The organism is bacterium (assembly GCA_021372615.1).
GTDB lineage: Bacteria > Armatimonadota > Zipacnadia > Zipacnadales > UBA11051 > JAJFUB01.
Genome location: JAJFUB010000085.1, coordinates 53,659 through 75,467, shown reverse-complemented (window position 1 = coordinate 75,467; position 21,809 = coordinate 53,659). Strand labels below are relative to the sequence as shown.

General features: G+C 68.6%; 19 protein-coding genes. 5 read left to right on the top strand and 14 right to left on the bottom strand.

The window, feature by feature from the left end:
* The first annotated feature begins 56 nt into the window (after positions 1-56).
* Complete coding sequence (locus tag LLH23_12275) at positions 57-2,495, top strand: tetratricopeptide repeat protein (protein ID MCE5239252.1); 2,439 nt, start codon at positions 57-59, stop codon at positions 2,493-2,495.
* A gap of 99 nt (positions 2,496-2,594) precedes the next feature.
* Here LLH23_12275 and LLH23_12270 read toward each other — a convergent pair whose 3' ends face one another.
* From LLH23_12270 to LLH23_12225, 10 genes are all read right to left on the bottom strand, one after another.
* Positions 2,595-3,200 carry a DUF1559 domain-containing protein gene (locus tag LLH23_12270; GenBank protein MCE5239251.1) on the bottom strand — a complete coding sequence of 202 codons (606 nt, stop codon included), beginning with the start codon at positions 3,198-3,200 and terminating at the stop codon, positions 2,595-2,597.
* 97 nt (positions 3,201-3,297) lie between these two features.
* On the bottom strand, positions 3,298-4,770 hold the full coding sequence (locus tag LLH23_12265) for an aldehyde dehydrogenase family protein (protein ID MCE5239250.1): 1,473 nt from the start codon (positions 4,768-4,770) through the stop codon (positions 3,298-3,300).
* Between the two features lie 79 nt (positions 4,771-4,849).
* Positions 4,850-7,021 (bottom strand): hypothetical protein, encoded by a 2,172-nt coding sequence (locus tag LLH23_12260; protein ID MCE5239249.1) that lies wholly within the window; start codon positions 7,019-7,021, stop codon positions 4,850-4,852.
* A gap of 43 nt (positions 7,022-7,064) precedes the next feature.
* The gene (locus LLH23_12255) at positions 7,065-7,682 is read right to left on the bottom strand and encodes a hypothetical protein (protein MCE5239248.1); all 618 of its coding nucleotides are present in this window, start codon (positions 7,680-7,682) and stop codon (positions 7,065-7,067) included.
* A gap of 22 nt (positions 7,683-7,704) precedes the next feature.
* Complete coding sequence (locus LLH23_12250; protein ID MCE5239247.1) at positions 7,705-8,802, bottom strand: 6-phosphofructokinase; 1,098 nt, start codon at positions 8,800-8,802, stop codon at positions 7,705-7,707.
* Positions 8,803-8,808: 6 nt separating this feature from the next.
* Positions 8,809-9,795, bottom strand: a complete 987-nt coding sequence (locus LLH23_12245) for a zinc-binding alcohol dehydrogenase (protein MCE5239246.1) — start codon at positions 9,793-9,795, stop codon at positions 8,809-8,811.
* Positions 9,788-11,182, bottom strand: a complete 1,395-nt coding sequence (gene glmU, locus LLH23_12240; GenBank protein ID MCE5239245.1) for a bifunctional UDP-N-acetylglucosamine diphosphorylase/glucosamine-1-phosphate N-acetyltransferase GlmU — start codon at positions 11,180-11,182, stop codon at positions 9,788-9,790. The genes LLH23_12245 and glmU overlap by 8 nt, the downstream gene beginning before the upstream one ends.
* A gap of 2 nt (positions 11,183-11,184) precedes the next feature.
* Complete coding sequence (locus LLH23_12235) at positions 11,185-12,162, bottom strand: DUF3179 domain-containing protein (GenBank protein ID MCE5239244.1); 978 nt, start codon at positions 12,160-12,162, stop codon at positions 11,185-11,187.
* A 293-nt stretch (positions 12,163-12,455) separates the two neighbouring features.
* Positions 12,456-13,244 (bottom strand): zf-HC2 domain-containing protein, encoded by a 789-nt coding sequence (locus tag LLH23_12230; GenBank protein MCE5239243.1) that lies wholly within the window; start codon positions 13,242-13,244, stop codon positions 12,456-12,458.
* The gene (locus LLH23_12225; protein MCE5239242.1) at positions 13,241-13,786 is read right to left on the bottom strand and encodes a sigma-70 family RNA polymerase sigma factor; all 546 of its coding nucleotides are present in this window, start codon (positions 13,784-13,786) and stop codon (positions 13,241-13,243) included. The genes LLH23_12230 and LLH23_12225 overlap by 4 nt, the downstream gene beginning before the upstream one ends.
* A gap of 360 nt (positions 13,787-14,146) precedes the next feature.
* Here LLH23_12225 and LLH23_12220 point away from each other — a divergent pair, with 360 nt between their 5' ends.
* The 3 genes from LLH23_12220 (at position 14,147) to LLH23_12210 (ending at position 16,888) form a co-directional block, all read left to right on the top strand.
* On the top strand, positions 14,147-15,118 hold the full coding sequence (locus tag LLH23_12220; GenBank protein ID MCE5239241.1) for a Gfo/Idh/MocA family oxidoreductase: 972 nt from the start codon (positions 14,147-14,149) through the stop codon (positions 15,116-15,118).
* A complete protein-coding gene (locus tag LLH23_12215) occupies positions 15,115-15,996 on the top strand; it encodes a TIM barrel protein (GenBank protein ID MCE5239240.1) in 882 nt (293 codons plus the stop codon). Before LLH23_12220 ends, LLH23_12215 begins: the two co-directional genes overlap by 4 nt.
* Positions 15,997-16,132: 136 nt before the next feature.
* Positions 16,133-16,888, top strand: coding sequence for an alpha/beta hydrolase (locus LLH23_12210; GenBank protein MCE5239239.1), 756 nt, complete (start codon positions 16,133-16,135; stop codon positions 16,886-16,888).
* A 168-nt stretch (positions 16,889-17,056) separates the two neighbouring features.
* Here LLH23_12210 and LLH23_12205 read toward each other — a convergent pair whose 3' ends face one another.
* The 4 genes from LLH23_12205 to LLH23_12190 all read right to left on the bottom strand — a co-directional run bounded on the left by LLH23_12205 (position 17,057) and on the right by LLH23_12190 (position 20,725).
* Entirely contained in the window at positions 17,057-18,445 is a 1,389-nt protein-coding gene (locus tag LLH23_12205) for a B12-binding domain-containing radical SAM protein (GenBank protein MCE5239238.1), read from the bottom strand.
* A 226-nt stretch (positions 18,446-18,671) separates the two neighbouring features.
* Entirely contained in the window at positions 18,672-19,016 is a 345-nt protein-coding gene (locus tag LLH23_12200) for a DMT family protein (protein MCE5239237.1), read from the bottom strand.
* A 98-nt stretch (positions 19,017-19,114) separates the two neighbouring features.
* The gene (locus LLH23_12195) at positions 19,115-19,954 is read right to left on the bottom strand and encodes an isocitrate lyase/PEP mutase family protein (protein ID MCE5239236.1); all 840 of its coding nucleotides are present in this window, start codon (positions 19,952-19,954) and stop codon (positions 19,115-19,117) included.
* Between the two features lie 12 nt (positions 19,955-19,966).
* Entirely contained in the window at positions 19,967-20,725 is a 759-nt protein-coding gene (locus tag LLH23_12190; protein ID MCE5239235.1) for a sugar phosphate isomerase/epimerase, read from the bottom strand.
* Positions 20,726-20,841: 116 nt separating this feature from the next.
* Here LLH23_12190 and LLH23_12185 point away from each other — a divergent pair, with 116 nt between their 5' ends.
* Positions 20,842-21,777, top strand: a complete 936-nt coding sequence (locus tag LLH23_12185) for a dihydrodipicolinate synthase family protein (protein ID MCE5239234.1) — start codon at positions 20,842-20,844, stop codon at positions 21,775-21,777.
* Positions 21,778-21,809: the final 32 nt, after the last annotated feature.

The following is a 21,809-nucleotide window of genomic DNA, read 5'->3' as shown; positions in this document are numbered from 1 at the left end:
CCCGCCGTGGCGCCCCCACGTAGCACACACCTAACGTCCGCCAGGGAGGGCCTGTGGTGAGAGTGCTCGTGCACGCAGTGGCAGCACACGAACAGGAGCAACCAGCCCCACGACGAGTGCCGAGGGGGGCCCTGCCGCGCCTGCGCCGCCGCGCGCTTGTGGCCCTGGCGGGCATGGTGGTCGGCACGGCCCTGTGGATCACGTATCTGTACCTGATGATCCACAGCACCAACCCCCTCGTGTACGTCCTGTTTGGTATGGTCGGGGCGGCCTGCGGCCTGGCGCTGGTGCAGATCCCCCTGCTGATGTGGGACTTCGTGCGCAAGCAGTGGTACCACATCCTGCTGCGCACGTGGACCGACAGAAGTCACGTACTGGCCAGCATCGCCCGGCACGAACTGCGCGACGTTGACCCAGCGGAGGACCCCCAGGCCGCCAATGACCTCGCAGTGGTGGAGTTCCTGCAGGGCGATCCGGTACAAGCCGCCGCCGGCTTTGAGGTCGCCGACCGCCAGGGCATCGCCGAGGCCTCGGCCAATCTGCTGGCAGCGCTGGCCGACAGTGGCCAGTGGGAACGCCTGGCGCGGCACGTACAGAGCGACTTGCGCCTCGAGGCCCTGACGACGGAGGCGAACCTGGCCCGTCTGGGTGCCCGTGCCACGGACGAAGAGCTCCTGGAGCGTCTGTCGAAGCTGGCGCGCGAGCGGCGCTATGCCCTGCTACTCAACAATCTGGGCGTGCGCGCGATGCTGAGCCGACAGTACCCCCAGGCCGCGCGGGCGCTGGACCTGGCGACAACGATTCGCCCGGGGTATGCCTATGCCCACGCCAACAAGGGCGTCTTGGCCTACCGCGAGGGACGGCTGGCGCAGGCGGTGGCCGAGATGGCCTCGGCGGCTGGACTGGTCGCCGAGGATGAGGTGATCTTCGGCAATCTGGGCGCGCTGTTGGCGCTGGCGGGCGACCCCCGGGAGGCCCGGACGTGGCTGCTGCGGGCCCACAAGCTGCAGCCCCGCGACCCCGCCGTGCTCACCAACCTCGGCAGCGTCCACAGTCTGGACGGCGAGGCCGAGGCGGCGGTCACGGCCCTGCACGGCGTCCTGGCCCAGCACCCGGACGATACAGCGGCTGCGTATGACCTCGGCCTGCACTACTACCACACCGGCCACATGAACGAGGCCCTGGAGCACCTGCAGGCGGCCCTCGAGCAGGCCCCCGAGGACCCCGAGACGCTGAACAACATCGGCTGCGTGCTGTTCAAGCAGGGCCAGTATGCCGACGCGCACACCTACTTCGCGCGCGTGGCCGAAGCCGGGGGTGATGCCGCCTATCGGCGCAATATCGTCCGCGCCGAGCTGGCGGCCGGGCGCCACAGCGAGGCCGCGGCCCTGCTGGAGGGCGTCGGCGACGGTGACGGGCTCGACCTCGAGCAGGGCCTGATGCACCTGTTGCGGGCGCTGGCGATCAAGCCCGAGAGCACGACGCACCGGCAGATGATTGAGTTCAACCTGACGACCGCCGCCGCGGCCTTCACCAAGGCGATGGTAGCGGGTCATGCGGCCGAGGCGCAGTTCAACTACGGCCTAACGCAATATCTGCGCGGGGAGTATGTGTCGGCCGCCGAGACCTTCGCCCAGGCGCTGCGCAAGGGCAGCTCGCACCCCGAGATGACCTACCTGACAGGCATGTGCTACATCATGGCCGGACTGCGTGAGCGCGACCAGCACGAGGCCAGGGATGACACGCCGCCGCCGGCGGTGCGAGAGCTGTTCCTCAAGGGCCGTCCTTTCCTGGAGAAGGCCGTGGAGGTGCAGAGCGTGGCCGAAGTGTCGGCTTACGACCTGGGCCTGCTCAACTACATGGTGGGGGACTTCCAACGGGCCATTGACGTGCTTCGCCGGATTGTGCGGCCGGACTCGCCCTCATACGTGGTCAACACCCTGGCGCTGGCGCAGGCGCGGCTGGCCCAGGAACTGCAACTCACCGCGCAGACGGCCACCCTGATGCCCGAGGCCCGCAAGAAGGACATCCGTACGCAGTCCCGGCAGCTTCTGGGCGCGGCGGTCCACTACTTCCACCAGGCGCTGGCCATTGAACCCCTGGCGCCGCTGACCCACGCCAACATGGGGCTGGCGCTCATGCTACGGAATCAGCGGGGAGACGTCGAGGCGGCGCTGGAGCACTGGCAGCTCATGCACCAGCACGGCGACCCGCGCTACCGCCGCACGTACGAGGAGTTCATGCAGGTCATGTCGCCCGACGCAGCGCGCAAGCTGCGCTTCCAGGATGTGGAGTTGGCCTTCCACCGGGTCAATGTCGGGGACTGGGTGGTCTTCCCGCCGCCGAAGCTGTCGGGCTTCCGGTACGTCGTGCGCGAGTTGCTGGATGAGCCGGAGTGGCAGCTTCAGGCGCGGCACCGGTTGGTGCGGCGGGCGCTGGCCTGCCGGCGAAAGGCGGAGCGAGTGCGGCGGAAGCTGCGGCGGCTGGCGATCTGAGGGGGCTGACCCCGGAGGGGTCTGTCTCCGCAGGCAGGGGCCAAGAGAAGAGGGGCAGCTTGCGCTGCCCCTCCCGTGTGTGTCCGAGTCGGTTGGCGCCTACGGCAGGTTCCGCCAGAGTCTGTTGTTCCCCAGCACATTGGTGCGCATCATCCACTTGCCGTGGCCGTCACAGAAGGCCACGTTCGCCCCCTCGTTGTGCCGGAAGGTCAGGACTGTGTTCGTGTCTGTGCACGCGCACACCCCCCCCACACCCGCGGGCCGGTGTACGTACGCAGCCGACATGCCGTCAATGAACATCAGCAGCTCGGCCGGGTAGTAGATCTTGCCCAGGGGCTGGGCGGTGTTGATGCCACCCATGGCGCTGTACGCCGCATCACACGTCACGCCATAGCCGCAAGCCACCGTCGGCGCGCTGGGACACCGGAAGATCTGGGCGTTCTTGCAGTATGGCTCTACCTGGACGTTCCACCCCCACCACGGCTGGGTGCCGGTAGGGCCTCCCCAGCGGCCCATGGGCATGCATTCGTCGTAGTCCTGGGCATACTGCAACACCGCAGTGGCCAACTGCTTGCAGTTGCTCAGACAACTGGCCTGACGAGCCTTCTCGCGGGCCTTGGCGAAAACGGGGAACAGGATGGCGGCCAGTATCGCGATGATCGCGATAACGACCAACAGCTCGATGAGCGTGAAGCCCTTACGCATGAGCGTGCCTCCTTTGTGCTAGTCTACCGCACATATTGGCCGTTCATGCACCCTCTTCCTGCTGAACTTCCGTCTTTCTTCCCGACTTGCCCCGACCCTATCCAAACCACCCGATCGGCTCGTCGGAGATGTCCTGGATGACGTTCTTGAACCGGCAGTTCTCCAGCAGCCCGTGCCGGCCCCGCTCCACCCCGATGCCGCTCTGCTTCCAGGCCGGGAACGGTGAGGTGGGGTAGACGGCGTTGTAGCAGTTCACGTAGACCGTGCCCGACTGCAGCGCGCGGATCATGCGCTGGACCCGCGAGGCGTTGGCGGTGAACACGCCTGAGCCCAGCCCGTACGGTGTGTCGTTGGCCAGGCGGATGGCGTCGGCCTCGTCCTCGAAGGGGATCGCGACCAGCACCGGCCCGAAGATCTCCTCCCGCGCGATGCGCATGTCGTTGGTGACATCGGCAAAGAGCGTGGGCTCGATGTAGAAGCCGTCCGGGTGCGGCGGGTTCTCGGGGACTTTGCCACCGGTCACCAGGCGCGCCCCCTCGCACTGCCCCAGGGAGATGTAGTCCATCACCCGCTGGTACTGCTCCTTGCTCACGATGGAGCCAAGCTGCGTGCTCGGGTCCATCGGGTTGCCCACGCGCAAGGCCGCAAAGCGCTTGCCGAGCGCTGCCACGAAGCGGTCGTAGATGCTCCGCTGCACCAGCAGGCGGCTGCCGGCGATGCAGTTCTGGCCGTTGTTGAGCAGAATGCCGAACTGCGCACCGGACAGCGCCTGGTCCCAGTCCGCGTCCTCGAAGATGATGTTGGGGCTCTTGCCGCCCAGTTCGAGCGACATGTCGGTGATGTTCTCGGCGCACAGATGCATGATGATGCGCCCGACCTCGGTGCTGCCGGTGAAGAACACCTTCTGCACATGGGGGTTGGTGCACAGCGCCTCGCCGACTTCGCTGCCGGGGCCGGAGATGACGTTGAGCGCTCCCGGCGGTAGCCCGGCCTCGTTGAAGATCTCGCCGATCGCCAGCGTCGCCATGGAGGTGATGCTGGCCGGCTTGATGACCACGCTGTTGCCCATCGCCAGGGCCGGGCCGATCTTGAGGATGCCCAGGAACAGCGGGAAGTTCCACGGGGCGATCCCCGCCACGACGCCATAGGGCTGGCGCAGGGAGAAGTCTACCTGTCCGCTCGTGGGCAGCGGGATTTGCTCGCCGGTGTTGTCCAGGCACACCTCGCCATACCAGTGCAGGTAGCTGGCCGACACGGGGATGTCAATGTTCCTGGTCTCGGTGATGGGCTTGCCCACATCGAGCGTCTCCAGTTCCGCCAGCTCGTCGAGGCGCTCCATGATGAGGTCGGCGGCCCTGGTGATGATCTTGCCGCGACTGGCGCCATCCATCGCGCCCCATTCGCCGTCAAAGGCCGCCTGGGCTGCCTCGCAAGCGGTGGCGACATCCTCCGCGCCGCCTTTGGCGATGATAGCGATCGCCTCGCCGGTGGCGGGGTTGAGGCTCTCGTAGGTGCGGCCGCCGGCCGCGTCCACGTACTCGCCGTTGATGAAGAGCTTAAGCTCGCGCATGGCCATCGTCTCCTATCCGGGCGTGGTGCGGGCTTCCAGCCCGCCCAGGGCCCTATGCGCGGCGGGCTGGAAGCCCGCACTACGCCTCTGTGCGACCAATGATCTCATCCTGCAGCACCCGCCCGCACTGCGTGAAATCCGCACTGTAGCCGGCGACGCGGACCATGAGGCCGCGGTAGTCGCCTGGCGCGGCCTGCGCCTTCCGTAGCGTCGCCGCATCCACCGTGTTGATCTGCAACTGGCTCCCGCCCTCGACCATGTAGGTGCGGATCATCGCCGCGACCTTGGACCGGGCCTCGGCGGTGGCGAGATCCTGCGGCAGCAGTCGGAGTGTCGAGACATTGCCGGCGACCAGGCGCGAGTGGTCGAGCGTGCACAGCGATCGCAGCACCTCGGTGGGCGAGCGGGTAATGCCCTGCGAGCCGGCGAGCGAGTCGCCGAGGGTCTCCTCGGCGCGGCGGCCGTCCAGCGTCGGGCCCATCGCCAGGCCGTAGGCGATGTGCATGTTCTCACCGCCGGCCAGGTGGCCCAGCACCAGCGCGGACCGCAGCGGCGTGCTCTGCCGCTCCAGCGCCTCGGACATCATCGAGACGAGGCGCGCGGCCACGGCATCCACTGAGGGATGGCCCTGGCCGAACCGGGGCAGGCTCCGCAGGCGCGCGCGCAGCTCCGCATCATCCGCATCGAGCCGCCCTAGCAGCGCCCACAACGGCTCGCCCTCATCGAACGACAGCACCAGCGCCGCGTGGATCATGTCGGCGGCGTTGGTCAGGCCTTGCCCTTCCCAATGTCCGTAGTGAGTGCGCAGCCCGCCGTGGCAGATGTCGCGGCAGCGCTCCAGGCACACCGGCATCAGCAGCGACTGCGTGTAGTTGGGCTCCACGCGCACGGCGTCGGAATGGGCGTTGCAGTCGCGGCAGGCCACGGCCAGTTCGTCAATGTGTGCGCGGATGAGGTCCCACAGTTCCTGCTCGGAGGTCACGCCCCGCGCCGCGGCCTCGCGGAGGGCCTCGTCGGCCAGCAGGGCGAAGTTGAGCCAGCCGTTCGGGGCGCCCCAGTTGCCCAGGCCCGGCGACACGACCTCCGCGCAGCCGCTCAGGGCGTAGTCACGCGCCACTTCCAGTGGCACTCCTAGCCGCTGGAGGCCCTCCAGGACCGGGGCATCACCGAAGAAGTTAGGCTCGGCCAGCCCCTCGCCCAGCATCGCCACCGCCAGCTCGAGGACATCCTGCGGTGTGTGCTCGTGGACGCGGACGTAGATCGTGGGGCGCAGCAGGCGGACCGAGCGGATCGCCTGGAGGAACAGGCGCGTGAGGTCATGGGTCGCCTCCGAGCCGTCCGGCAGTACCCCGCCGAGGGTGAGCGTCTGCACCGAACTGACGTTGCCGTCCGACTCGCTGTGGTCGGCGTGGATCTTGATGAGCAGGCACTCGATCAGCTCCTGCGCGCGCTCGGGGGTGATCCGCCCGGCGGCCAGGTCGCGCTCGTAGAGCTCCCGCAGGTACACATCGGGCCGCCCCACGCCATCGCCAGCAGCCATGTAGCCGAACCACACGGCTTGGACCGCCTCGTGGAACGTCTCGGCGGGTTCGGCCGGGACCTTCGCGCAGATGCGGGCCAGCTCCCGCAACTCGGCCGCGCGCTCGGGCGCGGCGTCCTCTGCCAGAGCGCGGCAGGCGCTCGCGTAGGTCTGCGCGTGGGCGATCAGCGTGTCATGGCCCAGCGCGAAGGCGAGAGCGAAGTCGCGTTCGGCGCCGGTGCGTTGGGCGGCGATGTCCCGGGCGCGGGCCGCCAGCGCACGGCAGCCGACGTTCAGGAGCGCCGGCCAGTCCACAACCTTGTGGTTGAACGAGCCCTGGGGGGAGATGAGGCCGCGCTGCGCCATGGCCTGCAGGTCCCGTCGGTCCGGGGGCGCGTTGCGCGCGAAGCCCTCGACGTATGAGATCGTCCCGTCGGGGATCCAGCCAACCAGGTGGTGTCCGTCCGGGTCACGGCGGCGCGCGCCGACGATCAGCTCCCCCTCACGCACCAGCGGGGTCAGGCGGGGGTAGATGTAGGCGAAGCCGAGGGCGTTGGCGCTGAAGGGGTCTGTGCCTGCGGGTACCGCAACCTCGGCGGCCAGTCGCGCCTGCTCGGCATAGGGGGCATAGACCTGATGCGCTGCCGCGTCGGCGAGGGCGCGGGTGCGGGCCGTGCACCCCCGACCCGAGAGCGCCGAGGGCACGCAGGTGTACTCTCTCAGTGCAGCCACCGGATCAGCTCCTGTCTCGCGCCGCTCCCGCACCGCCGTTCCGTCACAGGTCGTGCACCCAGATTCTGACCACATCCCCGCTCGGACCGCCCACCCACTGCTCGGTGAAGGTGTGAGTATTCACCGAGTACCGCCGCCACCGGTAGTCGACCCTGAAGCTATCCGTCGTTTCGTCCATCCCGCGCAAGGCGGCCACGAACTCCGGCTTGAGCACCCCGAGCTTGGTCAGCCCCCGCTTGATCTCGTCGGCCCTCTGCAGGTCGGCGACGTCTCTGGGCAGCGGCAGGTTGATCAGCAAGCGGCCCTTGCCCAGTACGAGCCGCCGTGGCACGGCGCCGTCCGGCGGGGGATAGAGTTCGGCATGAACGGTCACCCGCGGGTCGGTCATGCTGCCTAGGGCGAACACGTTCGTCTCGCCGCTACTGGCCCAGGTGCGCCAGACGGGTTTGGTCCAGGTCATCGACCCGGTCTTGACCAACAGCTCATCGGCCAGGAAGCGCTCAACGGACGGCAAGACGGTCCGCTCCACTGCCGCCGGGCCCTTCGGGTCCTGGGGTACGAGGCAGCCGACCACCGCCCGCGTCGTCGGACCGCATCCCGCCACCAGGACCAGGGCACACAGTCCCAGCCACATGCAGACTAGCCGACGCCATGCCGTCATCGCGGCCCTCCGGCCCGAGAGTCTAGAGTTCATCCCCCATGCAGATGCCGACGGCGCGCGCGCTCTCGATCAGCGGGTGGTCTGCCGGCACCAGGTTGCGCTTGCCGGCCACTTCCTCCAGCGGCACCGGGCGGCACTCGTCGCCCTTGCAGGCGACCAGGAAGCCGGTCTTGCCCCGGGCGAGCAGTTCGGCGCAGCGGGTGCCGACGGCGGTAGCCAGGATGCGGTCGCGCGCGGTGGGGGTGCCGCCGCGCTGCACATAGCCCAGAACGGTCTCGCGCGTCTCGATGCCCGTCATCTGCGCCAACTCGCGGGCCACGATGGAGCCCGGCCCCTCGGTGCGCCGGTCGCGCTTGGGCAGCTGCGTCCCGGCGCGCTTGGCCTCGGCCGCCTCGGCCGCGGGGAACACGCCCTCGGCCACGGCGACGATGCTGAAGCGCTTGCCGCGTCGGCTGCGGCACAGGATGCTCTCGGCCACGATGGCGGGGTCGTACTGCAATTCGGGGATGAGGATCACATCGGCGCCGCCGGCGACGCCGGCCGCCAGGGTGATCCAGCCCGTCTGGTTCCCCATCAGCTCCAGCACCATGATGCGCTGGTGGCTCTCCGCCGTGCTGTGCAGGCGGTCAATGGCCTCGGTGGCGATGCTCACTGCGGTGTCGAACCCGAAGGAGACATCGGTGCCGTGGATGTCATTGTCAATCGTCTTGGGGAGCGTCACCACATCCATGCCGGCCTGCATCAGGTGCAGGGCATTGCGCTGGGTGCCGCCCCCGCCCAGGCACACCAGGCAGTCCAACCCCATCTCCTCGTACGAGCGGAGGGCATCGGCGGTCATGTCGCGGACGGTGCCATCGGGCATGCGCATCTTCTCGGGCTTGTCGCGGCCCGTGCCCAGGATCGTGCCGCCCACGGTGAGGATGCCCGAGAAGTCGTCCAGAGCCATCGGGCGCGCGTGCTTGTCAATGAGCCCGCGGAAGCCATCGTAGATGCCCATGACCTCGATGCCGTACTCGCCCACGCAGGCCTTGCCCACGGCGCGGATGGCGGCATTGAGGCCCGGCGAGTCGCCGCCCGCCGTCAGGATGCCGATGCGTCTGATCTTGCGCTTGTTGGCCATGGCGCCTCACTCCTCCCCCGTCCAGTCAAACACAACGGCCGGCTTCTCCAGGCTGTGCTCCAGCAGCCCCTTGTACGCCCGGGCCGCGTCGGCCGGGGAGAAGAGTTGGTAGAGCCCCTCGGCAAAGACGGCGCCCTCGGCCAGCCACTGCAGCGCCCGGCGGTAGTTGCCATAGAGGCTGCCGGTGCGGAAGTCCTCCTCATGGCGTGGCACTTCCCACTCCCAGCCGCTGCGCAGCACCGCGTACTTGTGGAAGACAGCATGGCACAGGTCGAAGGCGGTCAGGTCCGACCGGCGCACCCACGGCACGCCGACCAGCACGACCTCGCCACGCTTGCGCACCATCTGCACGGCGGCCAGCGTGGCGGCCTCGTGGCCCGAGCACTCCAGCGCCAGGGCGATGTGCCCGGCGACAGCCGGGTCGTCCGCCGGCGGAGCGGCGAACACGTGCTGCAGCCCGCACTGCCGGGCCAGCTCCTGCCGCTGCTCGTCCGGGTCGCAGGCGAACACCTCGTACTGGGCGGCCTGGAAGACCTGCGCCCCCAGCAGCCCGACGATGCCCAGTCCGGTCACCAGCACGCGATCCGGCGGGCGCGCCGTCGTCGTGACGAGGGTGCTCATGGTCACACCCATCAGGCGCGCCAGGCCGGCCTGCTCGGGCGGGAGGCCCTCGGGAACCGGCACGGCTTCGGCCGCCGGAAGGCGGCTGAGGCTACGATGCCCCGCCATGCCGAAGACGATGTCGCCGGGCTTGTGGGTGGTCACCTCGGCGCCGACGGCCGTCAGTTCGAGCACGGCCGCGTAGCCCGGCACGGCGGGATAGCGCCGCCCCAGGTGGCCCTGCAGCACGGCCAGCTCCGTGCCGGAACTGACCGTGGAGTACAGCGTCCGCCCCTCGACGTGGTCGGGGGGCAGTGGATCGCTCGAGGGCGTGAACGGCTCCAGCGCCACCTCGTTGACACCGGTGAACACGATCTGGCGCGGTTCAGTCATCACGATCTTCCTGCAGCCTGGCGCGCCGACGCGTCGCCCAGCCCTCGATATTGCGCTGCTCGGCCCGCTCAATGCCCAGCGCGTCGGGTGGCACGTCCTGCGTGATGACGGCGCCCGCTGCCACGTAGGCGCCCTCGCCGATCGTGACCGGCGCGACAAGAATGGCGTCGCTGCCGATGAAGGCGCCGTCGCCGATCGTGGTCCGGTGCTTGCTCTTGCCGTCATAGTTGCAGGTGACGGCGCCGGCGCCGATGTTGCTGTCCGCGCCGACCGAGGCATCTCCCGTGTAGCTGAAGTGCGACACCTTGGCCCCCCGCCCGATGGTCGCCCGCACGGTCTCGGTGTGAGCGCCCACCCGCGCCTCGTCCTCCACCCGGCAGTCCGGCCGGATGAAGGCGAAGGGGCCGATGGTGCAGGCGTTCCCGATGGTGGAGCGCGACAGCCAACTGCCATGCCGGATCTGGCAACCATCACCGACGGTCACGCCGTCCAGTTGGGTGTGCGCACCGATGGTGCAGTTCGCCCCGATCCGCGTCTCGCCGGTGATGATGACCCCGGGCCACAGGACCGTGTCCGGGCCGATCTCTACGCCGGCGTCAACATACGTGGCGTCCGGGTCAATCATCGTCACGCCGGCCCGCATCAGCTCCTCGCGCACACGCCGGCGGGCCTTGGCCTCAGCCTGTGCGAGCTGCACGCGGTCGTTGATGCCCATGACCTCCTCGGCGTCCTCGGCCACCACGGCTGCCACCGGCTGCCCGGCTGCCACCAGCCGGCCGATCACATCCGTCAGGTAGTACTCGCCCTGGGCATTGTCGGGGCGCAACTGGGCCAGGGCCGCGAACAGCGCCGACGCCTGGAAGCAGTAGATGCCGGCGTTGATCTCCTTGACCGCCCGGACCTCGGGGGAGGCGTCCTTGTGCTCGACGATGGCCTGCACGAGGCCGCTGTCGTCTCGCACGAGGCGACCGTAGCCGGTGGGGTCGTCGTAGATCGCGGTCATCACCGTGGCCACGGCCCCACAGGCATGGTGCTCGTCCAGGAGGGCCTGGAGCGTCTCCGGGCGGACCAGTGGGATATCGGCGCAGGTGATGAGCAGGTCGCCCGCGAAGCCCGCGAGCACCTCGGCCGCGGCCATGACGGCGTGGCCCGTGCCGAGCTGCTCATGCTGGACCGCGAGCTTCACCTCACGACCGGCCAGCGCTTGCTCCATCTGTTCCCGGCCCACGCCGAGCACGACGGCCGTGACCTCCGGCCGCAGCGGGGCCACGTAGGCCAGAACGTGGTCCATCATCGTGCGTCCGCAGACGCGATGCAGCGGCTTGGGCAGCGCCGACTTCATGCGCTTGCCCTCACCGGCCGCCAGTATCAAGCAGCCCAGAGCCAACGCTAGTCCTCCTCGGGTGCGGGATGCCAGGCCCTCGTCTCGGGGAAGTGCGCCTTCCAGGCGAACCAGAACAGGCGCACCTGGGGCAGCCACCGCCCCTGAGCGTCCGTCGCGCTGTAGCTGTCATCCTGGGGCCGCACGGTCACCTTCACCGGGCCCGCCGCGGTCTCGATGGTCACCGCGCCGGTCTCCGTCGCCAACTCGTCCACGGGCGCGGCCCACTGCTCGGAGCCGCTGAGGAAGCCCAGCACCATGGCCTTGTCCGGCAGTAGCTCATCGCCCACGCGCAGGGCTGCGGGCGCCAGGATGGTGTCGCTGCGCCAGTAGTCCTCGGGCGCGCCTTGGGGCGACACGGCGGCGGCATAGGGGTCGAGGCTGTAGTTGTAGGCATAGCCGGTCTGCAGCGACAGGACCTGCGTGTTGCCATGCAGACGGCGCCACGCGCGCCAGGTCATGCGCTCGAGGGGCAGCCACTGGGTGTCGTCCGGCAGCTTCGGCGTGACCGACCTGCCCGGGGCTGACAACGGCCCCCCGCCAAACAGGTCCCACAGGGCGCCCGTCGCCGGGTCGAAGGCCAGACCCGTGCCGCGGAAGCCCAGCCCCGCCAGGCCGAGCGGCCGCGAGGCCGCCCACTGACGCCGCGCCAGGGCCAGGCCGCTGGGGGGATCCCAGAACACGTACACCGCTTGCCCGCTGAGCCGGTCGTGCACCAGGGAGTGGTAGTTCATGATGCGGACCGGGTAGCAGCGGGTGTCATCGCCGACCTTCAAGCCCAGCACGGGTTCCCGCTCATCCAGCCACACTGCTTCTTGCGCCGGGATGAACGTCGGGTTCTCCAGGGCCGGGATCGCATTCGGGCGAGGGGCCAGGTCGTAGATGTCGGCGAGGAAGGGGCAGTTACGGACATCGAAGGCCGGGTGCGGGTCCGCCGCCGACACCGGCAGCCAGCCTGCCACGGCCTGCACGAAGGTCGGGGTCACCCACCGGACTGCCTCAACCGCGGGAGTGGCGCTGCTGACGGCGCTGCCGAACCACCCGGCAGCCACCAGGGCTGCGGCCAGACCGACGAGGCTGGCGGTCAGTAACGGTGAGAACAGCCGACGTCTTGTGCAGCGATGAGGACTCCCGGAGGACATGACGAGTCATTCGGCGTGGGGGAGAGGGTTCCCTTCAGCCCACGAGCGGGCGGCGGAAAAGCGAAGCCCCTCTTCGACCGGCCGTTCAGGGCAGACACCGGGAAGAGGGGCTCGCCCAGTTTGGGGGTTCCGGCTTGTCAGTAACCTGTCGTAACAAGCGGCTCACCGCGTATGAGGCGCTCGTCAGGCGGACAGGTCAAACAGAGACTGATGGTGTGGCTGGGCCTGCTGCGGCTGACGACGACGTCCCACCCGACGGCATTGCGCCGGGCGGCGAGACTACTGGTGCGTTCGGACGCCAGGTAGATCACCTGGTTGCCCACGGCGACCGGGGCGAGGTGGCTGGTGTCGAGGGTACCCGCCGGCAGGCGGAAGACCGAGACCGCCAGCCCGCCGACCATGTAGATGGACTGCAGCGCCCACACGCCGTTGAGATTGACGACACTATGGGATACCGGCTGCCACTGGTCATTGGGACGGAAGCCCACTGCCTGCGTCAGGCCCGGGTCATTGGGGCCGATGCTGGCCGCCAGGTGCAGGTGCGCCATGCGCGGGACCTGGTTGTTGGCTGCTACGTACGCCCGTACGCCGATAGCGACCACGGCCACCGCGGCGGCAGCCAAGGCCAGCCGCGAGGAGAGCACAGGCTGGCGACGGTGGGGCACCAGGTCCGTCGCGCGGACCAGCTTGTCCACCTCGTCGAGCCGTCGGCGCACGCCGCGCCAGAAGGCGCGCGGGAGCGTGGCGGCCTCGGGCGCCGGGACGGCGACGCTCGTTCGTGCCGCCATGAGCTGGCCGAGCGTCTGGGCGCAGGACCCGCAGCCGGCCACATGGATGGCCAGGGCCCGCTTCTCCGTCGGCTCCAGCTCATCATCCAGCAGCGCCGATAGGCTCTCCTCAGAGCAGCCCACGTCCTCGTCCCTCATACCATTCTCCGTGCTCTCGCATAGTCTGCGAGGCTTTCGCGCAGCAGCTTCCGACCCCGGAAGATGCGTGACCGTACCGTGCCCAGCGGGATGTTCAGCGCATGGGCGATCTCCTTGTACGACAGCTCATGGATGTCGGACAGGATGACCGCCTCGCGGAACTCGTCGGGCAGATCGTGCAGCGCCGGGCCGACGACGTCGTCGGGCACCGTCGCCAGAACTTCCTGCTCGGGCCGCCGTGGCGTATGCTGCTCGTCGCCCGAGGGCTTCTCGCCCAGCAGCGTGAAGTCTTCCCACGCAATCGTCTCCGGTGTGCGCTTGGTACGCCGGTAGCGGTTGATGTGGGTGTTGGTCAGGATGCGCAGCAGCCAGGCGCGGAAGTTGGTGCCCAGTTGGAACTGATCGAACGCCGTGTACGCCTTCAGAAAGGCCTCCTGAGCCAAGTCCTCGGCATCGGCATAGCTGCCTGTCAGCCGCAGAGCGGCCGCAAATATGTCGCGCTGGTAGCGCTGGGCCAGTTGCTCAAACTCTCGGCGTCTCATCTGTGGGCTGGCCTCATCGTGGGTCACGCCGGAACCTGCTTTCGCGGCCCTGGCGGTGTGCTGTTGATCATCAGCAACAACATTCGCCGAGGCCCCATTTGTTCCCTGAATGCGTTGCCCGCCCCGCCCGTCCGCCCCCGCCTCCGGGCCCTGCCATCCGCGCCAACAGCTCTGGCCATTGGACGCCTTCCCCGGAGCGCACGTTCCTCACCCCGGCTATGGCCGACGCGTTATCCAATATGGTTACATTATACCAGAAACTGCCATCATCAGCCAAGAAAGTGTGGACTGACCGACGAACCGGCAGAGGAAGTCGGTGACGACCTGCGAACTGGTGTGCATCTCTTCCCGGAGGGCACCATGGCTCAGGACGGTCCCCTGCGGCTGGCGTATATCGGCGCCGGCGGCTTCACGAACGCCTTCATGTATCCGCAGCTTCGCGTGCATTCTGTCGAGTTGGCGGCTGTCTGCGACCTCGTCGAGGCGAAGGCGCAGCAGGCGGCCACGCAGTACGGCTTCCAGCGCGTCTACACCGACTTCCGGCGCATGCTGGACGAAGTGCAGCCCGAGGCCGTGATCTGCGTCGGCGGGCCGACGGTCCACTACGAGATCGGGCGGCAGGTGCTGGAGGCCGGCTTCCCCCTCTATGTCCAGAAGTCCCCGGCGCCCTCGGCGGCGCAGACCCAGGAGATGGCGGACATCGCCGCCGCCCGGGGTGTCGTGTGCCACGTGGGCTTCAACCTGCGGCAGAGCGAGGCTGTCCGCCAGGCCCGGGCCCTCGTCGGCAGCGACGAGTTCGGCCCGCTCACGATGGCCATGGTGCGCTACGGCCTCGTCTCAGGGCCCACGCTCGAGAACGCGGTGATGGACCAGCACTGCCACGCCTACGACACCTTGCGGCGGCTGGCGGGCGAGGTGGACGACCTGGAGGTGCGCGTGGCGAACGTGCCCGGCAAGCGGGCCTATGTCGTGGCCGCGCACCTGACCAACGGCGCCGTCGCCACGGTCAACTTCACCTCCGAGCAGCCCTGGCTGCAGGAGTTCTTCTACTTCGAACTGACCGGAACCAACGGGCATGTGCTGTACAGCCACGACTTCGACTTGCTGTACCGCTATCCCGAGGGCCCCGAGCAGCATTGGCGGCGTGGCGTCTACACGGGGGATCGGGTCGCCGACTTGCGCTGGCTGGGCTACGTGCCGGACGTGGCCAACTTCCTGGCCGCCGTGCGCGGCACAGACCAGGACCAGTCGCCCGTCGCCGATGCCGTCGGCACCATGAAGCTGTGCGAAGCAGTGTATCACCAACTACAGCAGCGCGGAGCGGAGCGATGACTTTCGGTACCAGCGTCCATGCCCTGACCGAGTGGGGGCAGCCCGTCAAGTCCTTCCGGCAGGTGCTCGGCGAGGCCGCGGAGATCGGCTTCTCGAGCATCATGCTGATGCACTCGCCGGCCGGCCCGGCACTCACAGCCGCGTCGCCCGATCCGCAGTCGGCCATCCTCGACCTGGCCCAGTCCGACCTGGGGCTGGTGCTGAAGGCAGTCACCGACGTGGGTCTGCAGGTGGCGTGCGTCTACCAGGGCCTGACCAAGGTGGGCAGTGAGGAAGAGATTGCGGCGACGGCGCAGGGCTTGCTGGCCCTCAGCCACATGGCCGAGGCCTTTGGCACCGACATCGTGCTGCCCAATGCCGGCGCCGCCCCCCGCCCCCGGATGCCGCTGGACGAGAAGCGGGAACTGATCGCGGCCTTCGCGCGAGCGATGGCGGGGGCGCTGGAGAACGCGCCTGCCGGGACGAGGATTGCGCCCGACATCCACTACGGCGGCATCCTCGAGACGGTGGCCGACTGCCGCGAGCTGTACCGCATCGCCCCCGACCCCCGTATCGGCATCGCCCTGAACATCGGCCACATGACGACCCTGGGCGAGGACGGGTGGATGTTGCTGGAGGGAGAGCACGCGCAACGGGTGCACGTCGTGGCCTGGAAGGACCACCTCGTGCCCGCCCCGCCGGAAGCCACGCACCCGATCTACTCGGTGGAGCTAGGCACGGGCCAGTCGCCCTTCGCCCAGTACGCGCGACGCCTGCCGGCCGACGGCGGCGGCCGGCTGCAGCTCATCACCCTCGAGCACGTGCCGCTGGCCGAGAAGAAGGAGGCCCTCCGCCGCAGCCTGCAGCACATGCAGAGGCTGTGGACAGAGACGCACTGACGGCGGGGCGGCGGAAACGGTAAGGCGGGAACACGGAAACGCAGGAACTGTAGGGCGGGGGCTTGTACCCCGCCCCGCATGGCGCTAACTAACCGACATGGGCGGGGTACGAGCCCCCGCCCCACAGAGGACCATCATGTACCAAGGCACCAAGTCAGACTACCGCGGCTTTGACCGTTATGACTTCGAGGTGGACGGCTGCGCCACCATCGTCGTTGCGCCCCACGAGGTCGCGGCGATACGCCCCTGGATGTGGCGGGCGGAGTTCTTCGATCACGAGCCCCAGGCCGATGTTGCCCTGCTTGAGCGCGGCTTCCACCTGACCTTCATTCAGGTCAACAACACCTTCGGCTGCCCGTGGGCGATGGACCGCTGGGAGTCGTTCTACGCCTTCCTGACCGGTGAGTACGGCCTGCACGCCAAGTCGGCGCTGGAGGGCCTCAGCCGCGGCGGGCTGTACTGCCACAACTGGGCGGCGCGGCATCCCGACCGCGTCGCATGCATCTATGACGACGCGGCCGTGATGGACTTCAAGAGCTGGCCGAAGGGCCTGGGCGTGGGGGACGGTAACCCGGCGGAGTGGGAGAAGCTGCTGCAGGACTACGGCTTCGCCTCGGAAGCCGAGGCGCTGGCGTACCAGGGCAACCCGGTGGACACGCTGGAGATCCTGGCGCGGGCGGACATCCCCATTCTGCACGTCTATGGCGACGCCGACACCTCCGTGCCACCGGCGGAGAACGTGCTGGTGGTGAAGGACCGCTACCCGAAGCTCGGGGGGCGGATCGAGACGATCTGCAAGCCCGGCGTCGCCCACCACCCGCACTCGCTGGTGGACCCGACGCCGATTGTGGACTTCGTCCTGCGTGCCTACGGCCTGGCTACGGGGTCCTGAGGGGCTCCGCGGCCTTGTCCTTGTGCTTGCCCTTGGCTCGCTTCTCTTTCATGGCTTTCTTGGTCAGCTTCGCCGGCTTGATTGTCTTCTCGCGCCGTGTGTTCGGCATTCCGGTCCTCCTCTTGCTGCCTTTGGACGAACCATCGCTAGGCTACCCGGCGCCTGCCGTCACGAGCCGGTTCCGGCCGGGGCCTTGACCGGCGTGTCGCCGGCGGCCTGGGGCACGAGCGTCGAGGTCGGCGCCACCGGCTCGTGTGACGGTAGACTCTTGCACAGGCCCTTGCCCGCATGCAGCCGTCGGTAGCTGAAGTTCACCAGCAGACGAGTCGCGAGGTTCCCACGGCCCGTGAGCGCGCGCTGGAAGATGGACGGGAGGGAGTAGAACCGTCGGTAGGTGTCCACCTGCCCCGCCCGCAACTGGAGGCTGGTCATCTGCTGCGGACGGAACACCACGTTGCTCATGGTGTAGTGGGACCAGTCACGGTCCTCGATGCGGCCCTCCGCCTCGAGCTGGCGATGGATCGCCGTGCCGGGGAACGGCGTCAGGGAGGAGAACTGGGCCGCCACCAGCTTGTGTTTCTGGGCGAACGCCGCAGTGCGCGCGAACACGCTGGCGTCGTCGCCATCCAGCCCGAGCACGAACGAGCCAATGATCTCGATGCCGGCCTGGTGGATCTTCGCGATGGCCTCCCCCATGTCGCAGTTCAGATTGGATGACTTGTGGGTGGCGCGCAGGTTCTCGTCCGATACCGACTCCAGGCCGATGTACATCGCCTGGCAACCACTGCGCCGGGCCAGGCGCAACAGCTCCGGGTCCTTCGCCATGGTCAGGTCGCCCTGGCTGATCCAGCGGAGCTTGAGCGGGATGAGCGCCTCGAACAGCTCCTTGGCGCGGCGGCGGTTGCCGACGATGTTGTCATCCACGAAGCCGACCCAGCCGCCCAGGCCGCGCACCTCCTCCACCACCTCAGGGACCGGTCGGAAGCGATACTGCCCGCCGAAGATCGAGCTGACAGTACAGAACGTGCAGCCATGGGGGCAGCCGCGCGCCGTCTGGACGACATTGATGGTCAGGTAACGATCGGTGTGCAGGAGCTCGCGGCGCGGACGGGGCAGACCGACCAGGTCGTGCAACTCGGGCGCCTGATAGCGCGGCTGTAGGCGCCCCCCCGCCAGGTCGGCGATCACCTCGCGCCACACTCCCTCGGCCTCGCCCACCACGACGGCGTCCGCGTGCAGCGCGGCCTCATCGGGCAGAACCGTGGGATGGATGCCTCCCATGACCACGGGGATGCCCCGCGCCCGGAAGCCCGCGGCCATCTCGTATGCCCGCGGCGCCGAGGCGGTGGGCACGGTGAGAGCCACCCAGTCGGCCGGCGTGTCCGGGTCGAGACGTTCCACGTTCTCGTCAATGAGTTGGACGTCCACATCCCGAGGGGTGAGGCCCGCCAGCAGCGGCAGGCTCAGGGGGGGAGCTAGGACCTTACCCCCGCGCCACCAGCCCTGGCACCAGGCGGGGGATACGATAAGCAGGCGCGGCTTGTCCTTACCGAGCATAGTGGCTGCCCTTCCCGAAGCTGAGCAGCCTCGTATACGTCGCGGTTGGATGTCATGAAGTCTCTCTGGTGGGAAGTATGACCGATTCAGTGGCCAATGTCCACCAAGACTTCTATACCAATGTTGGGGGTACCATCACCAGGACGGTACGTAGTAGCCCCACGCGGGCTGGCGGGCCCCGGCGGACGCGAGACAGCCATGGCGTGTGGACCGAGGGCCCGCAGCGTCACCTGACGCCGCGGAACATGAAGTACGCCGCGCCGACGAGGCACAGCCCGGCCCACAGGAAGTCCAGGCGCAGCGCCTGCTTCATATAGACCACCGCGAAGACGGCGAAGACGCCCATGGCGATGACTTCCTGGAGCACCTTGAGCTGGGCCAGCGACATGAAGTGGAAGCCCAGGCGGTTGGCCGGCACCTGCAGGCAGTACTCCAGGAAGGCGACGCCCCAACTCAGCCCGATCACCACTAGCAGGGGCTTGTCACGGAAGTCCTTCAGGTGGCCATACCAGGCGTAGGTCATGAAGAGGTTGGAGAAGACGAGCAGCACCACGGGAACCCATCTGAGCACGAGCGACAGCGTCCTTTGCTGCAGACCAAGCTGCGGAATGAGCCGCGATTGTAGCACATGGCTCGCCGGCCAGCCACCCGGTTGCCGTCGGGGGAGGGCTACGGAGCCAGCAACTGCATGATCTCCGCCATGCCACACGCCATGTCCTCGCTGACGATCTCGGCGAAACCGTCCGTCCGCTGCACGCTCTCCAGGGAGCGCGTCATCGCCTGGATGGCCGAGAAGACCAGCAGCGAGGGGAGGCTGACGCGAGCCACGCCGGCATCACGCAGTTGCGCGACCGAGAAGTTGCCGATGTTGTTGGGCATCCCGGCGGCGATGCTGACCGGGCCGGTGATCTCGCGCACGAGCTGCCGGACCTGCTCCAGGCTGTCCACACCGACCACGAAAGCCAGATCGGCCCCGGCCTGCAGATAGGTGTTGGCACGCACGATGGCCTCGCCGAGGCCCTCCGCGGGCGAGGCCCCGGCCGGGAGCGCGTCGGTCCGGCCGTTGATGATGAGCCCCGGCACTTCCGCATCATGCGCCGCCTGCCGGGCGGCCTGCAGCTTCTCCACCGCCTGAGCCAGGGGGATCAGCTGCTTGGGCCCTGGCGCGCCCAGTACCTGGTCCTCGGTGTTGATCCCCGCCACGCCGGCTCCGAGGTAGGCGTCAATCGTGTCCGGGATCATGGACGCGTCGCCGAAGCCGTCCTCACCGTCGGCCATGACGGGGATCTTGACGGCTCGGACGATGCCGGCCGTCGCCGCCAGGTTCCGCTCAAAGCCAAAGGCCGCCTCGGCACAAAGGCACGAGGCGGCCATGCTGAAGCCGGAGCACTGGACGGCCTGGAAGCCAAGCTTCTCGATGATGCGCGCCGACAGCGGATCGTAGGCGTCGGGCATGACCAGCGTCTCGCCCGCGTTGAGTAGCTCGCGCAGTCTGGTCGCCGGGTGCATGGTTGTCACTCCCTAGACGATGGCGCTGATGAACTTCACCGCCCGCGTCAGGCTCTCGAGTGCGTTCTCCTTGGTCTGGTACTGCAGCAGCACATCGCCGGCATAGCCCGCGCTCTTGGCCGCGTTGATGAAGGCGGCGTGGTCGCACAGGTCGCCCTCGCTGCCGACTTCGCCGCGATGGCTCCCCGACGCGTGCAGGATCGCCAGCGACGGTCCGAGCGCCTTGCCCGCGGCGGCCAGATCATCGCCGATGCGGAACACATGGTAGCTGTCGGCGGTCAGCGCCACCGACGGCAGGTACGGCTGGACGAACTCGATGGCTTCCGGGTACCGCTCGACGGTGTGGTCGGGCTCGAACTCCAGCGACAACACCACGCCATGGCTCTGCAGCACCGGCAGCACGGCCTCGACGTTGGCGCGCAGCGTGGCCTGGGCATCGGCCTTGGCCACCTCGGGCATCCGCCGGGGCCAGCAGTCGAGCACACGGGTGCCCAGGATGTTGGCGGCTTCCGACGCCTGGGCCACATGATCCCGCCATGCGGCTTCCGAGCCGGGAATTGCCGAGCTGTGGTTGTTGAGCCCGATGGACACGACGCCGAGACCGGCGGCGTCGAGCAGCCGCCGCACCTTGGTCGGGTCGTCCATGTCGAAGTTGGGGTGGAACGGCCAGTTCAGGCCCTGAGAGCCGCAGCCCACGGCCAGGGCGATGAGGGGTTCCGAGGTGAGCGACGGCAGTACGCCGAAGTAGGTTCCGTCCACGGCGATACGCATGGCAGCCTCCTGTAGCTTGCGATGGGCAATGGTTCGCTGCCGCGCGCGCATCTCCTGCATGGCGCCAGGGCCCTCTGTCTGCGGCTAGCCCCGTTCCGGAAGAAGGTGCTGCTCCGATGCCACTCACCCGCGACAGCTTCATCGGTCCCTGGGCCGGCCTGCCGGTCGCCTGGACCGCGAACGACGAGTTCGATGAGGCGACGTACCGGCGTGACGTCGCTGCCTGCTGTGAGGCGGGCATTCCTGGGGTCTACACCGGTGGCAGCACCGGCGAGTTCTACGCGTTGAGTGTCGAGGAGTTCCGAGCCGTCGCGCGGGCCACGGTGGAGGTGTGTCACGAGCACGGCACCCCGGCGATGGTCGGCTGCACGGACACGTGCAATCGGGGCGCCATGCAGAAGGCCGCTTTCGCCGCTGAGATCGGGGCCGATGCCGTCCAGGTCGCCCTGCCCTTCTGGATGCCGGTGCACGAGGGCCAGATCGTCGCCTTCTTCCGCGACGTGGCGAGCGCCGCGCCAGGCCTGGCGCTCTCGGTCTACGAGACGACGCGGGCGAAGGTGACGCTGACGGTCGAGCAGCACCTGGCGGTCAAAGAGGCCGTACCCCAGTACCTGATGGTGAAGGCGAACGCTGACACGGTGGGGCGGACCGAGGAGGGCTGTCGGCGGCTGAGTGAGGCGATCAACGTCTTCGTCGGCGAGCACCTCTTCGCCGAGTTCTTCCGCCACGGCGCGTGCGGCGCGTGCAGCTCGGTGGTCTACTGGTCGCCGGGGTTCATGCTCAAGCTCTGGCGCGACGCGCAGGCCGAGCGCTGGCCCGAGGCGGAAGCCGCCTGCGCGAAGCTCAAGGCGCTGTTTGCGTTCCTGGGGGAGACATGGGAGCCGCGGGGGTTTGTGGACACGAGCTTCGATCGACTAGGGGGCGTGGCGGGAGGCTTCCTGAGGACGTCACTGCGCTGCCGGGCACCGTATCCGCACGCGACGGCGGACGACGTGGAGCTATGGCGAGCGTGGTGTCGGGAGCACTTCGCGGAGATGATCGGGGCACGATAGGACAGACGGGGTGAGGACGCCGTTGCCGCCGT